The sequence below is a fragment of the Streptomyces sp. NPDC110618 genome (genome assembly GCF_055657065.1).
This window is the reverse complement of the sequence record NZ_JBVKBN010000010.1, coordinates 56,807-71,990: the sequence shown is the minus strand read 5'-3', so window position 1 is coordinate 71,990 and position 15,184 is coordinate 56,807. Positions and strand designations below refer to the sequence as shown.

Sequence of the window (15,184 nt, the reverse complement as noted above, 5' to 3'; positions counted from 1 at the left end):
GCATTCGAGGCGCCCGACAGGAGTGAAGCGGCTCCGTTCCATACGGACGGAGCCCCAGAGGTGTTCAGCAGTCTCAGAAATTTCACGGCAACTGGCTTGCCGTGCTTGTCTTTTCAGCGGTCTTGGTCCAGATGGGCGAGAACCGCCAGGACGCGGCGATTGTCGTCGTCCGAGACCTCAAGGCCCAGTTTGGCGAAGATATTGGAGGTGTGCTTGGCGATGGCCCGTTCTGTGACGACGAGCTGGGCGGCGATGGCCGCGTTGGACCTGCCCTGCGCCATCAGCTCCAGCACCTCCAGCTCGCGCGGGGTGAGCCGCTGCAGCGGGCGCTGCTCGTCCGCGGCCCGCCGGGACAGCAGCTGCTGGATCACCTGCGGGTCCATCGCGGTCCCCCCGGCCGCCACGCGCCGTACGGCGTCCACGAACTGCTCCGCGTCGAACACGCGGTCCTTGAGCAGATACCCCACCCCGCCGTTGCCGTCGGCCAGCAGCTCCCGCGCGTACAACTGCTCCACGTGCTGCGAGAGCACCAGCACCGGAAGGCCGGGGCGCGCGCGACGGGCCCGCAGCGCGCACTGCAGGCCCTCGTCGGTGAGCGTGGGAGGCAGCCGTACGTCCACCACGGCCACGTCCGGTTTCAGCTCGGCCAGCGCCCGGTCGAGTTCCGGGCCGCTCTCCACGGCCGCGGCGATCTCGAAGTCGTAGGCCTGGAGCAGCCGGACGAGTCCGTCGCGCAGCAGGAAGAGGTCTTCGGCTAGGACAACGCGCAAGGGATCTCCATCGTGACCATGGTGGGACCGCCCGCGGGGCTGCTGACGGCCAGGACGCCGTCGAATGTACCCAGCCGGCGCTCCACCCCGGCCAGTCCGGACCCGGGGCCGATCACGGCGCCGCCCTTGCCGTTGTCGGTGACGGAGATCCGCAGCATGCCGTCCTCGTGGTGCAGGTCGACCCAGATCCGGTCGGCGCCGGAGTGCTTCACGGCGTTGGTCAGCACCTCGCTGACGGCGAAGTACGCGGCCGACTCGACCGGCGCGTCCCCGCGGCCCGGCAGCTCCACGGACACCTCGGTGGCCACCGGCAGGCGCAGCGCCAACGCCCGTACGGCGTCGCCGAGTCCGCGCTCGGCGAGGACCGGCGGGTGGATGCCGCGCACCAGGTCGCGCAGTTCGGCCAGCGCGTCCACGGAGGACTTCCGGGTGTGCGCGATCAGCCGCTTGGCCTGCTCGGGGTCCTTCTCGATGAGCATCTCGATGGTGTTCAGATCCATCCCCATGGCCACCAGCCGGGCCTGCGCCCCGTCGTGCAGGTCCCGCTCGATGCGCCGCAGTTCGGCGGCGGAGGTGTCCACGGCGTCCCGCCGCGTCTGGGTCAACACCCGTACCCGCTCGGCGAGTTCGGCCTGGCTGGGGGAGAGGAGCGCCTTGGTGAGCCGGAAATGGAGCTGGAGGGCGTCCACGGCGTACCGATGGGCGACGAAGAGGATGACACCGCCGAGCGCCGCCGCCCCGAACGCGGAGGCCTGGTCGCTCACCGGCACGAAGCCGTACCAGTAGTCGTCGGGGAACACCCGCCACAGCCCCAGCGCCAGCGCGAACCCCTCGACCGGATACAGCACCAGCACGGCCGGGAGCAGCGCGGTCAGGTACCCGGCGGACATGTCCACCATCAGCCAGCGCAGGTCCCGCCAGGTCGCCGGATCACCGAGCATCGCGACCGTACGCGCCCAGGGGTTGGCGTCCTCCGGTATCGGCCGGTACGCCGACGGTATGGACACCCTGCCCCACCGCTCGGCGAGCCCCCGCCGCCAGTTGGCGAACGCCCGCACCCACCCGAGCACCCAGGGCGTCGTCACGAGCCCGACGCCGATCGGGATCAGCGCGATCGACACCAGCGCGAGCGTGTAGCAGAGCACGGCCCCCGGCAGCAGCACCGCCGAAAGTCCCAGCCCCCGCACCGCGGCACGCACCATGCCCCTGGCCCTGCTCTTGGTCTCCGTATCGCTCATGCCGCAAGTCTGACCGAGCCCCCGGCGGTCGGTCACGGGGCCGAACCCCCGGGTCAGGGGGTGGTGCCAGGTACACCGTCGCGCGCCGCCAGCACCCGCGCCTCCACCTCCGGAGCGATTCTCTTCGCCCCGCGGTCCGGCCGCACGGGGACGGCCCCGCCCAGGCTCCGCAGCCAGGCCCACGCGTCGGTGACCGTCTCCTCGACCGGGCGGCAGCGCAGGCCCGTTGCCAGGGCGCGGGAGACGTCCGCACTGTGCAGGGCGTCGTGCAGGTCGCTGCCCGGGGGTACCCAGACCGGGAGCTGGGTCCACGGTTCGATGCCGTGCTTGAGGATTAGGTCGGGGTCGGTCCAGCACAGGTCGGCCGTGCCGCCGGCGACAGCCGCGCAGGCTTCCAGCAGGGTGCCCATGGTGGCGTGACCCGAGGGGCTGATCAGGTTGTACGGGCCGCCGAAGTCCCCCTCCGCGGCGAGCAGGAGCCAGTCGGCCAGGTCGCGGACGTCGATGTACTGCAGGGGCAGGTCCCGGGGACCCGGGGCGAGGACCGGGCCGCCGCGGGCCATGCGGTCCAGCCACCAGGGCAGGCGGCCGACGTTCTCGTACCGCCCGATGATCAGCCCCGCCCGCGCCAGTACCGAGCGTTCGGGCCCGAAGGCGTCCAGGACCGCGAGCTCGCCGCCCCGCTTGTCCTCGGCGTACCCGTCCCCGGCAGCGGCGACCACCGGCGCGTCCTCGGTGTACCCGGCGGGCGGCGCCCAGGCGTACACCGAGCAGCTGGACACATAGACGTACCGCCCCACCCGGTCCCGCAGCAGCCGCGCCGTGTCCCGGACCGCGCCGGGCGCCCCCGACCAGGTGTCGACGACGGCGTCCCACGCGGCGTCCCCCTCCAGCGCCGCGAGCCCGCCCTCCGCGGTGCGGTCGCCGTGCAGCGCCTTCGCCCCGTCCGGTGCCTGGTGCCGCCCCCGGTGGAAGACGGTCACCTCCCACCCCCGCCCGAGCGCGGCCTCGACCACGGCCCGTCCCACGAACTCCGTACCGCCCAGCACCAGAAGTCTCATGCTGCCGACTCTGCCCGCGGGGGAGTCGGCAAGGAACACCGCTCTGCCGACAGCAGAGGTCAGGTCGCCGTCAGAAGGGTGCGTACCGCTTCGCGCAGCACGTAGTCCGGGTGCTGCTCCGGGCCGCCGCCCGGCTCCTCGACCACGCGGCGCGGTGACTCGGCCGTCGCGCGCAGCGGGGCCACGGCGGACCGGGGGAGCGGGCCGGTGCCGGTGAGGGCCGTGACGGCGGCCAGGCGGTCGGTGTGGTGGGCGCCGGCGTCGGCCGCGCAGTGGGCCAGGGGCTCCACGGTGTCCTCGATGCGGCCCGTGATGCGCAGGACCGCGTGCGCGGCCCGGGCGCGGGTGACGGGGTGCACGTCGGGGGAGAGGAGCGGCTCGAAGTGCGGCAGCAGCGGCGCCGCCGCGGGGCCGAGTCCGGCGGCGAGGGCGGACCAGCATGTCGGCCCGTCCGCCGCCAGCAGGCGCAGGGCGAGCGCGGGGTCACCGGTGACCCGGTGATGGGCCATCGCCGCGTACACCGCGACCGAGGAGTGGTCGCCGCCGGTCGCCTCCTCGCGCAGGGCACGTGCCGCCCCCTCCCCGGCGGCCGGACCGAGCGCCCCGAGCAGTTCGACCGCCGCCCAGGCGTGACCGCCCTCGTAGCGGGGCACCAGCGCCGTGATCTCGTCCACCACGCCGAGCGCCACCTCCGGGTACCGCTCCAGCACCCGGATCAGATCCGCGTGCGTCCGCCCGATCCGCCCGGCCACCGCGCGGGCCACGGGCAGGGCCCCGGCCCCGAAGACCTCGGTCACCGCCCGCACGGCGAGCACGACCGAGTACGGGCCCGGCGCGGCACCCGGCTCGTCCGTGACCAGCCGCACGGCCTCCCCGACCGCCTCCGGGGCACGGACCCGGGCCAGCACGGTGACCGCCGCCGCCCGCTCGCTCTCCGGCAACTGCCGTACCCGCTCCCGCACCGGTGCCCACAACTCCTCCGGCAGGTTCTGGCACAGCCGCGCCAACTGGTGCAGCTCCCCGTCCTCCAGATCGCGCAGGGCGTACGGCAGCACGTCGGCCTCGCGGTCGCGCCAGCGCGCGGTGATCTCGTACGCCAGCGGCACACCCTGGGCGGCGGCGCGCAGCGCGGCCTCGGGATCGTCCAGCAGACGGTCGGAGAAACGCCGGTGGGGCGCCGGAGCCCAGTGGCCCTCGTCCAGGTCGTACGGGTCGGCCGTATACGCCTGCGCGCAGACGTCCACCAGGTCGTGCGGGAAGGGCGGTTCGGCGGTGCGCAGGAGGTCCTCGGCGGCGGCGAGCCGCACGGGGGGCTCCGGGTCGGTGAGCAGGGCGTGCCGCCAGTCGCCGGGCTCCAGCAGCGCCAGCGCGGTCACCGCGTGCCCGCGCACCCCGGGTTCGGGCTCCTCGGCGACACGCGAGCGCAGCAGCGGCAGCGCGTCCAGATGCCGGCAGGACAGGACCAGCGCCGTCACGCTGTCCCGTACGGCCGGGTCGGGGTCCTGGGCGAAGGACAGCAGGGACGGCAACTCGGCGGCCACCGGGGGCAGTTGACCTTCCTCGGGCCAGTCGTCGCGTTCCGCGAGGTCGGCGAGCAGGCGCAGCAGGTCCGCGCGGGCGGCGGGCAACTCCCGGGCGAGGCGCGCCAGTTCCGGCACCGCTCGCGCCGTGGCCACCGCGAAGTCGTCGTCCCGCCAGGCCGCGGAGGCCAGCCGGTCCAGCGCCTCCTCGCGCACGTCCGCGTCAGCGGACTCCACCGCCTCCAGCAGCGTGCCCACGTCCGGTGTGCCGTCGAGATCCATGCGGCGCACGATACGCAGAAGGGGCGCCCACCGGATCGGCGGGCGCCCCTTGCTGAAGGCTGCGGATCAGACCTGGCCGGCCTTCTCCAGGGCGGAGCAGCAGGTGTCCACCAGGAGGCGGGTCACGACGTACGGGTCGACGTTGGCGTTGGGACGGCGGTCCTCAATGTAGCCCTTGCCGTCCTTCTCGACCTGCCACGGGATACGCACGGAGGCACCGCGGTTGGAGACGCCGTAGCTGTACTTGTCCCACGGGGCGGTCTCGTGCAGACCGGTCAGACGGTCGTCGATGCCGGCGCCGTAGTTCTTGACGTGGTCCAGCGGCTTGGAGCCCTCACCGAGCGACTCGCAGGCGGTGATGATCGCGTCGTAGCCCTCGCGCATCGCCTTGGTGGAGAAGTTGGTGTGGGCGCCGGCGCCGTTCCAGTCGCCCTTGACCGGCTTGGGGTCGAGGGTGGCGGCGACACCGAAGTCCTCGGCGGTGCGGTAGAGCAGCCAGCGGGCCACCCACAGCTGGTCGGAGACCTCCAGCGGGGCCAGCGGGCCGACCTGGAACTCCCACTGGCCGGGCATGACCTCGGCGTTGATGCCGGAGATGCCCAGGCCCGCCTTCAGGCAGTTGTCCAGGTGCGCCTCGACCACGTCACGGCCGAAGATCTCGTCCGCGCCGACACCGCAGTAGTAGCCGCCCTGCGGGGCCGGGAAGCCGCCCTTGGGGAAGCCGAGCGGGTAGCCGTCCTTGAAGAAGGTGTACTCCTGCTCGATGCCGAAGATCGGCTCCTGGGAGGCGAACTTCTCCGCGACCTCGACCAGCGCGGCACGCGTGTTGGTCGGGTGCGGGGTCATGTCGATGTTCAGGACCTCGCACAGGACGAGGATGTCGTCGCCGCCGCGGATCGGGTCCGGACAGGAGAAGACCGGCTTGAGCACGCAGTCCGAGGCGTGGCCCTCGGCCTGGTTCGTGGAGGACCCGTCGAAGCCCCAGATCGGCAGCTCGGCACCCTTCGCGTCGTCGCCAAGGATCTTGGTCTTCGAACGCAGCTTGGCCGTCGGCTCGGTGCCGTCGATCCAGATGTACTCAGCCTTGAAGCTCACGGGCCACATCCTTCGGGGTGGGTCACTAGGCGCACTTGCGGGTGCTGCGGCGCTGCGGCACTGGGGCGCCGCTCCTGATGCCCCGGAGCCTGTCAACAGGCGATTTCCCGGTCATTGCTCGAATGTGAACCCCGTGTTACCTGGTGATTCTGTGGTGCGACTCACGCTGTGAGGGAGGTGGGGGAGCGCGCGGCGGGCGAGGCACCGGCTCGTATGCGATGGGCCCGGCCGCCGGCTTCCCCTCCGCGAAGCCGGTGACCGGGCCCATGCCCGCACCCCCGATGATGTGACCCGGCGGTTTACCCCACCTTCTCGATCACGGCACGGCGGATCAGGAACTTGCCCGGCTCGCGGACCTGCTCGAAGGCCGCGTTGTTCAGCAGCACACAGGAGCCGGAGACCGAGGTGACCTCGACCGTCGTGGACTTGTTGTTGTCCAGGTTGGTGACCTTCAGCTTGGTCCCGGCCGGGAACTGGTTGCTGGACGCGGCCGGGGCGCCGCCCTCACCGGAGAGGGTGACCGTGGAGCCGTTGCAGACCTGCTCACCGGCGGCGGCCTGGCCTCCGCCCTGGTTCTGGCCCCCGGCCTGGTCCTGGCCCTGGCCCTGGCCTTGTCCCTGGCCCTGCCCCTGGCCCTGGTTGCCGGCGTTGGCGGGCGGCGCGGCGGGTGCGCCGGCCTGGGAGCCCTGAGCCGACTCCCCGACGACGCAACCCGACGCCTCCTGCTGGACCTTGATCTGCTTGACGACCGCTTCGCGGTTGGCAATCCGGGCCTGCGACTGGGCGTCCGGATTGGCCTTCTGGTCCGCGATGAACCGCTCGTTGTTGCCGAGCGCGGTGGCGAGGCCCTGACAGACGCTCGACTCCGCGGCGGTCTTCGGCGGCGCGGCGTTGGAGGTGCTCGCCATGACGAAGGCACCACCACCCGCCACACTCGCCGCGCTGACGAGCAGCGCGATCTTCTTCTTCGTACTGAGTGTGCGCCTGCGTGACATACGCGCCTCCTGGGAGGTCGGGAGCTGTACGCCGCTATGTACGAGATACCGAACGAAGCTACTCAGCGGTTTACAGGAGTCACTGAAGTGACCTGCGTCACAGGTGAGTTCAGGTGCTCAGCCGTCGCTGTCCTCGTAGGCCACCACCGTGTCGTTGACGTGCTGAAGCAGTCCCTGGGTCTGCCCGGTGATCTCCTCCACGCCCGTCGTCGCGCCGTCGCCCCACTGCCCGTTGGCGAACACCACGGACCGCACGGTCATCAGCCGCTCGAAGACCCCGGGCGTCCCCGGCGGCACGGTCGGCATCCCGGCGCCGGGCGGCGGGTCGAGGGAGACGACCTGGTAGGTCACCGGGTCCATGGAGGCCATCATGAACACGCGTGAGGCGTCCTCGACGCGTTCGAAGCTCAGCACGGACACCGTCACCTGGGAGCGCCGGTCGGCGTCCGTGAACAGGGCCGAGGTGATCCGCGCGCACGGCTCGCCCTGCTCGATCAGCTCGGCCAGCTGCGGCGACATGCCGCGCGCGCAGTCCGTGGTGGTCGCCCGGTCGACCCGCGTGTAGGCGGAGCCGTCCTTCAGCGTCACCGTCTCCTCGGGGAACGCCTGCTCCGCGCTGATGATCGGGCGCGCCAGCAGCGAGGGCAGCGCACTCGGGGCGCCCGACGGATCGCCGACGTCGACACGCGGGACCGCGGACTTGGTGGCGGAGGGCGTGGCGCTCGGCGCGGCGGCCGAGGTGTCCTCCTCGTCACCGCCGCGCGTGAGCAGGAACGTGGTGACCGCCACCGCCAGCACGCCGCCGGTCACCCCGGCCGCCACCCGGCGCCCGCGCCGCCGGCGACGTATCCGCTCCTGCTCGGCGGCCCAGGCGTCCTGCGGGTCGTTGCCGTACGGGTAGTCGTAGCCGGGCTGCGGCGTTCCATGATCACCGAATGTCATGGCCGCGGAGGGTAACAGCCCGCCGGACCTGCGCTCACACCATGCGACAAAGGGTCAGCAACCCTTCGGGAGCATCACTTTCGGGACAGTGCGTCCCGTACCGCCTCCTCCGAGCGGGCCACCACCGCCGTGCCGTCCTCCGCGGTGATGATGGGCCGCTGGATCAGCTTGGGGTGCGCGGCCAGGGCCGCGATCCACCGGTCCCGCGACTCCCCGTCCCGCGCCCACTCCTTCAGCCCCAGCTCCTTGGCGGCGGCCTCCTGGGTGCGGGTGATGTCCCAGGGTTCGAGGCCGAGCCGGTCGAGTACGGCCCTGATCTCGTCCTCGCTCGGGACGTCCTCCAGGTAGCGGCGGACGGTGTAGTCGGCGCCCTCCGCGTCGAGCAGGCTCAGGGCGCTGCGGCACTTGGAACAGGCGGGGTTGATCCAGATCTCCATGGCGACCACGGTAGCGGGGGCGGATCCGAGCCGACTTTGTTCGATTTCTCGCCGCCCCAGGAACCCCTCCCTGATCTGCCGTGACAGACCGCCAATTACCTTGTCCACCTGGGCTTTTGAGGGCCCTTGCGGTCTGCTGATTGTCAGTGGCGGGCAGTAGAATGGAAGCAGTGTTCGAGGGTGTCGCCGGAGCGTCCGGACGACGGCGCCCCGACCGCGACAGGAGGATGCCCGTGCCCGCTGCCGCACTGAAGACGAAGCCGTTGCCGACCCAGTCCACCGCGAAGCGCCCCGTCCTGCTGGACCTGCCGTACGCGCCGCTGGCCAAGCGCCCGCTGCCGGCGGGCCGCCCGCGCGAGTGGTACGTCAGCCACAACCGCCGGCTGAAGGCCATGCGCCTGGCCATAGCCCTGCTCGACTCCGGCGTCTACCTGCCGAACCAGGCCCGCAACGAGACCATCCGCGACACGGCGGAGCTGATCGGCGTCCACCCGCCGTCGGACACCACGTGCCACATGGTGCGGGCCCTGCTGCGCTACACGCGCTGAGCGACGGGCGCCGGGCCCCGTCGGATCGGGGACCCGGCGCCTTTCGGGCTGCGGGGCTCACTCGGTGGGTGTCCTCAGCGCCACCTCGATGGCCTCCCGCAGATGCTCCTCGTCCGCCTTGCTCAGCGAGGTCTGCACCAACTCGCCGCCGTACGGCGCCAGTTGCGGGATCACCTTGTCCTCGGCGGCCTTCTTCACCAGCACGAACAGCGCGGCCGCGCCCGGCCGCAGGTTCTGGCTGAGGTTCTTCATGAAGTCGTCGTTGATCCCGGTGTCGGTGAACTTGCCCCCGGCCGCGCCGGCCGCCGCGCCCACCGCCGCCCCCAGCAGCGGTGCCAGGAACAGCAGCCCGATCACCCCGCCCCACAGGGCGCCCCCGGCCGCGCCGACGGCCGTGTGATTGACCGCCTGGTGCAGCTTGATCTTCCCGTCCTCGTGGCGCTCGACCACCACCGCGTCCTCCAGCTCCACCAGGTGCTGCTTGGACAGCTCGAACAGCTTCTCGCGGACCTGGTTCGCCGTGTCGACGTCGTTGTAGGCGATGACGAAGAGATCGCTCATTCCGGGATACCCCTTTGTTCCCTGTTTCACCGAGATTGCGGCTTTCGCGCAATCGGTCCGACTCTAGAACCGGAAAAAAGGGGATGCACGCCGAGTTCCGGGCTTCCTACGCTGGTGTCATGGGCACCATCGTCCTCACCGGGACCGTCGTCCTGGTCATCATGGGATTCGGAAACCCCCTCTACTGGCTCGCCGCGGTCGCCGTCCTCTACCTGTACGTGCGGTACGGACGGACCGCGACGCCGACACCCCCGCCGGGCGGCACCGGCACCGGTACGCCGTCCGCTCCGGCCGACTACCGCGCCTACCGGGCGCGCCGGGACCTCCAGGCCAAGTGGGAGCGCCGCTACGAGCGTGAGCGGGGCCGCCGCGGCTGAGGTGCCGATGCCCCGGCCGGTGCCTTCACAGCCCCGGGGCGCCCCACACCGGGAACCAGCGGCCGAGGTCCTCCTCCAGTCGCAGGTCGTCGCCGAGGGCGGCACGCACCTTCAGTTCGAGCGCGTTGTCGCGCCGCTGCTCCTGGCCGGGCAGCGGCGCGAACGGGTAGAAGGTGCCCCGCTTGTACAGGTAGACCAGCGCCAGCGTCCGCTCCTCGGCCGGATTGCGGAAACCGACCAGGGAACAGAGCAACTGCGGGCCGAAGCCGTTGACCTCCATCGCGCTGTTCACCGCGTGCAGATCGTTGACCAGCTCCGGGAGCCGGTCGGGGGTGCGCTCGGAGACCAGCCAGGAGTAGCCGTAGCTGTCCCGGGTCAGCCGTACCGGCCGCCCCTCGCGGTCCGCGTCCGCGTCGAGCAGCGCCTGCACCTCGCGGTGCGTCTGTTCGAAGGCGGCGCCCTCCACCGTGGCGAAGCACACCGCCCCGGTGCCGGTCGGCACGAACCCGGTGGCCACCTCCAGCGTCACCGCGGCCGAGGGCAGCCCGAAGAGCCGGTCCAGATCGGGCGCGACCGCCTTCGTCCGGCCGAGCAGAATGTCCAGCAGTCCCATGCGCACGCCCCTCGGGGAGCTTGTCAGGGAGCGGTGGCCTCACCCAGCTCGGCGGAGATCCGCCCCAGCTGGTCGAGGCGCTGCTCCAGGGTCGGGTGGGTCGAGAAGAGCCGGGCGAAACCGGGGTTCCGGCCCAGCGCCGGGGTGAAGTAGAAGGCGTTGAACGCCTGCGCCGTACGCAGGTCCTTGGTGGGGATGCGGCCGATGTCCCCGGTGACCTTGGTGAGCGCCGAGGCCAGCGCCGAGGGCCGCCCGGTGAGCAGCGCCGCCGCCCGGTCCGCGGCCAGCTCCCGGTACCGGGACAGGGCCCGGATCAGCAGGAAGCTGATGGCGTACACGGCCGCCGATATCCCCATCACGGCGGCGAACACGACCGCGGTGTTCTGGTCCCGCCTGCCCCCGCCGAACAACTGTGAGTAGAAGGCGAACCGCACGATCAGCCCGGCGATCACGCCGAGGAACGAGGCGATCGTGATCACGGCGACGTCCTTGTGCGCGACGTGCGACATCTCGTGCGCGAGCACACCCTCCAGCTCCGCGGGCTCCAGGCGCCGCAGCAGCCCCGTGGTCACACACACCACGGCGTGATCGGGGTTGCGCCCGGTGGCGAACGCGTTGGGCATGTCCATATCGGACACGGCGACCACCGGCTTGGGCATGTCGGCCAGCGCGCTCAGCCGGTCGACGACACCGTGCAGGTCGGGATACTCCTCGCGCTCCACGGGCCGCCCGCGCATCGCGAACAGTGCGAGCCGGTCGGAGAACCAGTACTGCGCGCCGAGGAACGCCGCGGCGATCACCACGACCAGCACCCAGGACTTCAGCAGCACGATCAGGGCGGCCACGAAGGCCACGTACACCAGGCCCAGCAGGAACATGGTGACGCCCATCCGTGCGGTCAGACCCCGGTCACTGCGAAAGCGGCTCCGCATCTGCATCACCTCGTGCAGTCAGGCACCAGTCCCACTGCCAGTGTGCATCGCCGCGGAGATTCCAGCGGAACCGCGCGGTCAGTACGAACCGCGCGCGCTCGCGTACCCGAGCAGCACGATCACCGCCGCCACACAGCTGAAGACGATGAGGGTCGACACCCACGGCCGCCGCTCACGGGAACGCCGGGCCGGAGTCGGTTCGGGCCGGAAGGGCACAGGTCCGGGCGGGTTCTCCTTCCACCGCGCGGCCAGCATGCGCGCCCGCGCCGACGGTTCCTTGTGCGCCGCGGCATCCGCCCACTTGATGTCGAACTCCCGCTCGCCATCACCCTGTTCGGCCATCCCCGTCAACCCTTCTCGAACAGCAGTACTGCCACGATACGACGCCGCCCCCGCCCTGAGAAACAGGAGCGGGGGCGGCGTCGAACCGGTCAGGCGCCGATCACACGTCGAAGTACAGCTCGAACTCGTGCGGGTGCGGGCGCAGCTGGAGCGGGGCGATCTCGTTGGTGCGCTTGAAGTCGATCCACGTCTCGATCAGGTCCGACGTGAAGACGTCGCCCTGGAGGAGGAACTCGTGGTCGCGCTCCAGCGAGTCGAGGACGGCCGGGAGCGAGGTCGGGACCTGGGCCACGTTGGCGTGCTCCTCGGGAGCCAGCTCGTAGAGGTCCTTGTCGATCGGCTCGGCCGGCTCGATCTTGTTCTTGATGCCGTCCAGGCCCGCGAGCAGCAGGGCCGAGAAGGCCAGGTACGGGTTGCCGGAGGAGTCGGGCGCGCGGAACTCGACGCGCTTGGCCTTCGGGTTCGAACCCGTGATCGGGATACGCATCGCGGCGGAGCGGTTGCGCTGCGAGTACACCAGGTTGATGGGGGCCTCGAAGCCCGGGACCAGGCGGTGGTAGGAGTTCACCGTCGGGTTGGTGAACGCCAGCAGCGACGGGGCGTGCTTGAGGATGCCGCCGATGTAGTAGCGGGCGGTGTCCGACAGGCCCGCGTAACCGGCCTCGTCGTAGAACAGCGGGTCGCCGTTGGCCCACAGCGACTGGTGCACGTGCATGCCCGAGCCGTTGTCACCGAAGATCGGCTTCGGCATGAAGGTCGCGGTCTTGCCGTTGCGCCAGGCCACGTTCTTCACGATGTACTTGAAGAGCTGGAGGTCGTCGGCGGCGGCGAGCAGCGTGTTGAACTTGTAGTTGATCTCTGCCTGGCCGGCGGTGCCCACCTCGTGGTGCTGACGCTCGACCTGGAGGCCGACCCGGGCCAGCTCCAGGGAGATCTCGGCGCGCAGGTCGGCGAAGTGGTCGACCGGCGGGACCGGGAAGTAACCGCCCTTGTAGCGGACCTTGTAGCCGCGGTTGTCCTCCAGCGCACCGGTGTTCCAGGCGCCCGCCTCGGAGTCGATGTGGTAGAAGGACTCGTTCTCCGACGTCTTGAAGCGGACGCTGTCGAAGACGTAGAACTCGGCCTCGGGACCGAAGTACGCGGTGTCCGCGATACCGGTCGAGGCGAGGTAGGCCTCCGCCTTCTTCGCCACGTTGCGCGGGTCACGGGAGTACTGCTCGCCCGTGATCGGGTCGTGGATGAAGAAGTTGATGTTGAGCGTCTTGTCACGGCGGAACGGGTCCAGCCGGGCCGTCGACAGGTCGGGGCGCAGCGCCATGTCGGACTCGTGGATGGCCTGGAAGCCGCGGATCGACGAACCGTCGAACGCCAGCTCCTCGTCCGGGTCGAACGCCTCGACGGGCAGCGAGAAGTGCTGCATGACGCCCGGCAGGTCGCAGAACCGGACGTCAATGAACTTGACCCCCTCGTCCGCGATGAACTTCTTGGCCTCGTCGGCGTTCTGGAACATCCAGCTCCTCCTACTCCCGAGCGCCTCGCCGGGGTGGTAGTTCGATGGTGCGGCCAGTGCGGTGGCACACGCTGGCCTCGACCCTAGGGACGCGTGATTTCTCGGGCGTGACCCATTTGTTTCGCACAAGTTAACCGGGTCCCCTTCCACCGTAGCCCCGGCGCACCCCGCCTGCCCCCGGTCATATCCGGGCGCAGTACCGTGGACGGGTGGACAACAGGCAAGCAATCGGATCGTGGCTCTCCGGACCCCGCGCGGCCATGGAAGAAGCCGGTATCGATCTCGGCTACCGGGGCGAGCAGCTCGGTCTGCCGGAGCACGGCCCGGGCTCGATCGCCCGCCCCGGCAGGCGGCTCGGCGCCCTCGTCGTGGACTGGGGCCTGTGCCTCTTGATCGCATACGGCCTGATCACCGAGGGCTACGACACGGCCACCGGGAACTGGGCACTTCTCATCCTGTTCCTGATGAGCGCCCTGACGGTCGGCAGCGTGGGGTTCACTCCCGGTAAGCGCCTGTTCGGTCTGCGGGTCGTCGCCCTGGACTCCGGCGGCGTCCAGCCGCTGCGCGCTCTGCTGCGCACGGCCCTGCTCTGCCTCGCCGTCCCCGCCCTGATCTGGGACCGCGACGGCCGGGGGCTGCACGACCGGCTGGCCCGCACCGTCCAGGTCCGCGTCTGACGCCGGTCGGGTGACGGGCGCCCGGGCCACGGCCCGGGGTCCCGGCTCCGTCGAACCCTGTTCGAAACACTGGCCGCCGTACCCGGCGGAGGTGGTTGGACAGTGTCGTACGACAACACGTCGACGATCGTGACGCGGGCGTCCCGCGTCGCGGACATCGCGGCCCAGCACGCGGAGGAGGCGGAGGCCGCGCGGCGGCTTCCCCCGCAGGTGGTCAACGCGGTGCTTGAGGCGGGCTTCGCCCGGCACTTCGTGCCCCGCGCGTACGGCGGCGAGGAGGGCGGCTTCGGCGAGCTGAGCTCCGCGGTCTTCCAGGTCGGCGAGGGCTGCACCTCGGCGGCCTGGGCGGCCTCGCTGTCCGCCTACGCCGGCCGATACGCCGCCTTCCTGCCCGAGGAGGGGCAGCGGGAGATCTGGGCCGACGGCCCGGACGCGCTGGTGGCCGCCGCGCTGATGCCCTCCGGTGCCGCCGAGCGGGTGCCCGGCGGCTGGCGGCTGAGCGGCGAGTGGAGGTACATCAGCGGCGTGCACTTCGCCGACTGGGCGCTGGCCTGCGCGGCGGTGCCCGACGAGCCCTCCGCCGACCCCGGCGGGCGGCCCGAGGTGCGCTACTTCGCGGTCCCGGCGGCCGACTTCACGATCAAGGACAGCTGGTACTCGGTCGGTATGCGCGGCACCGGCAGCGACACCCTCGTCCTCGCCGACGCCCACGTGCCCGAGCACCGCACCCTGGCCCGCTCCGCCGTCCACGCGGGCCGGGCCCCCGCCTCGGACGCGCGCTGCCACATCGTGCCCATGTACGCCGTGAACTCCCTGCCCTTCGCCGCCCCGCTGGTCGGCGCCGTGCGCGGGGCCATGCGGTCCTGGGCGGAGCGGACCGCCTCCCGGGTCGACCGGCGCGGCAGGGCCGTGGCGGAGCAGCCCGCCACCCAGGTGGCCCTGGCCCGCTCCGCCGCCGAGACGGACGCCGCCGAGCTGCTGATCCGGCGCACCGCGGCCGTCGCCGACGGCGTCGAGTCACCGCCCGAGGGCGAGGTGGCGGTGCGCGGCGCCAGGGACCTGGCGCTGGCGGTGGAACTGCTGGTCTCGGCGGTGGACCGGATCTTCCGCACCAGCGGCACCTCGGGCCAGTCCCAGACCGACCCGGTGCAGCGCTTCTGGCGCGATGTGAACAGCGCCGCCTCCCATGTGGCGCTCTCCTTCGAGACCACGGGCGCGGCCTACGGCGCCTGGGCGCTGTCCGAGCGGCGGTAGCGCCCGGTTGCCGCCCGGTGACACCACGCG

At 71.6% G+C, this 15,184-nt stretch carries 17 protein-coding genes; 4 read left to right on the top strand and 13 right to left on the bottom strand.

The genetic code is table 11. The annotated features are described in order from the left end of the window. Positions 1-113: 113 nt before the first annotated feature. The 8 genes from ACZ7L7_RS18770 to ACZ7L7_RS18735 all read right to left on the bottom strand — a co-directional run bounded on the left by ACZ7L7_RS18770 (position 114) and on the right by ACZ7L7_RS18735 (position 8,340). Complete coding sequence (locus ACZ7L7_RS18770) at positions 114-770, bottom strand: LuxR C-terminal-related transcriptional regulator (RefSeq protein WP_285516043.1); 657 nt, start codon at positions 768-770, stop codon at positions 114-116. After that, positions 755-2,008: a sensor histidine kinase gene (locus ACZ7L7_RS18765; RefSeq protein ID WP_472076543.1), complete on the bottom strand. Its 1,254-nt coding sequence runs from the start codon at positions 2,006-2,008 to the stop codon at positions 755-757. Before ACZ7L7_RS18765 ends, ACZ7L7_RS18770 begins: the two co-directional genes overlap by 16 nt. A gap of 53 nt (positions 2,009-2,061) precedes the next feature. Continuing rightward, entirely contained in the window at positions 2,062-3,069 is a 1,008-nt protein-coding gene (locus ACZ7L7_RS18760; protein ID WP_472076541.1) for an NAD-dependent epimerase/dehydratase family protein, read from the bottom strand. A 59-nt stretch (positions 3,070-3,128) separates the two neighbouring features. Next, positions 3,129-4,871, bottom strand: a complete 1,743-nt coding sequence (locus ACZ7L7_RS18755) for a hypothetical protein (protein ID WP_472076539.1) — start codon at positions 4,869-4,871, stop codon at positions 3,129-3,131. 66 nt (positions 4,872-4,937) lie between these two features. Next, positions 4,938-5,966 carry a glutamine synthetase gene (glnII, locus tag ACZ7L7_RS18750; RefSeq protein WP_285516047.1) on the bottom strand — a complete coding sequence of 343 codons (1,029 nt, stop codon included), beginning with the start codon at positions 5,964-5,966 and terminating at the stop codon, positions 4,938-4,940. A 299-nt stretch (positions 5,967-6,265) separates the two neighbouring features. Continuing rightward, the gene (locus tag ACZ7L7_RS18745) at positions 6,266-6,961 is read right to left on the bottom strand and encodes an RlpA-like double-psi beta-barrel domain-containing protein (RefSeq protein WP_453605465.1); all 696 of its coding nucleotides are present in this window, start codon (positions 6,959-6,961) and stop codon (positions 6,266-6,268) included. A 117-nt stretch (positions 6,962-7,078) separates the two neighbouring features. Beyond that, positions 7,079-7,903 carry a hypothetical protein gene (locus ACZ7L7_RS18740; RefSeq protein WP_472076537.1) on the bottom strand — a complete coding sequence of 275 codons (825 nt, stop codon included), beginning with the start codon at positions 7,901-7,903 and terminating at the stop codon, positions 7,079-7,081. A 74-nt stretch (positions 7,904-7,977) separates the two neighbouring features. Then, on the bottom strand, positions 7,978-8,340 hold the full coding sequence (locus tag ACZ7L7_RS18735; RefSeq protein ID WP_285516050.1) for an arsenate reductase family protein: 363 nt from the start codon (positions 8,338-8,340) through the stop codon (positions 7,978-7,980). A 233-nt stretch (positions 8,341-8,573) separates the two neighbouring features. On the opposite strand from ACZ7L7_RS18735, the gene ACZ7L7_RS18730 reads away from it, so the two are divergent. Continuing rightward, a complete protein-coding gene (locus ACZ7L7_RS18730) occupies positions 8,574-8,888 on the top strand; it encodes a hypothetical protein (protein WP_093722361.1) in 315 nt (104 codons plus the stop codon). Positions 8,889-8,945: 57 nt separating this feature from the next. Here ACZ7L7_RS18730 and ACZ7L7_RS18725 read toward each other — a convergent pair whose 3' ends face one another. After that, a complete protein-coding gene (locus ACZ7L7_RS18725) occupies positions 8,946-9,449 on the bottom strand; it encodes a DUF1269 domain-containing protein (RefSeq protein ID WP_285516051.1) in 504 nt (167 codons plus the stop codon). Between the two features lie 119 nt (positions 9,450-9,568). Here ACZ7L7_RS18725 and ACZ7L7_RS18720 point away from each other — a divergent pair, with 119 nt between their 5' ends. Continuing rightward, entirely contained in the window at positions 9,569-9,826 is a 258-nt protein-coding gene (locus tag ACZ7L7_RS18720) for a hypothetical protein (RefSeq protein WP_453605468.1), read from the top strand. Between the two features lie 25 nt (positions 9,827-9,851). On the opposite strand, the gene pspAB is transcribed toward ACZ7L7_RS18720, so the two are convergent. From pspAB to glnA, 4 genes are all read right to left on the bottom strand, one after another. Next, positions 9,852-10,439 (bottom strand): PspA-associated protein PspAB, encoded by a 588-nt coding sequence (gene pspAB, locus ACZ7L7_RS18715; protein ID WP_285516053.1) that lies wholly within the window; start codon positions 10,437-10,439, stop codon positions 9,852-9,854. Positions 10,440-10,462: 23 nt separating this feature from the next. Continuing rightward, on the bottom strand, positions 10,463-11,371 hold the full coding sequence (gene htpX, locus ACZ7L7_RS18710; protein ID WP_285516054.1) for a zinc metalloprotease HtpX: 909 nt from the start codon (positions 11,369-11,371) through the stop codon (positions 10,463-10,465). A gap of 78 nt (positions 11,372-11,449) precedes the next feature. Further along, entirely contained in the window at positions 11,450-11,713 is a 264-nt protein-coding gene (locus tag ACZ7L7_RS18705) for an SCO2583/SCO2584 N-terminal domain-containing protein (protein WP_285516055.1), read from the bottom strand. A gap of 100 nt (positions 11,714-11,813) precedes the next feature. Beyond that, the gene (gene glnA, locus ACZ7L7_RS18700; protein ID WP_285516056.1) at positions 11,814-13,223 is read right to left on the bottom strand and encodes a type I glutamate--ammonia ligase; all 1,410 of its coding nucleotides are present in this window, start codon (positions 13,221-13,223) and stop codon (positions 11,814-11,816) included. A 209-nt stretch (positions 13,224-13,432) separates the two neighbouring features. Between glnA and ACZ7L7_RS18695 the strand changes: the two genes are divergently transcribed. After that, on the top strand, positions 13,433-13,900 hold the full coding sequence (locus ACZ7L7_RS18695) for an RDD family protein (RefSeq protein ID WP_285516057.1): 468 nt from the start codon (positions 13,433-13,435) through the stop codon (positions 13,898-13,900). Between the two features lie 102 nt (positions 13,901-14,002). Continuing rightward, on the top strand, positions 14,003-15,154 hold the full coding sequence (locus tag ACZ7L7_RS18690; RefSeq protein ID WP_472076533.1) for an acyl-CoA dehydrogenase family protein: 1,152 nt from the start codon (positions 14,003-14,005) through the stop codon (positions 15,152-15,154). Positions 15,155-15,184: the final 30 nt, after the last annotated feature.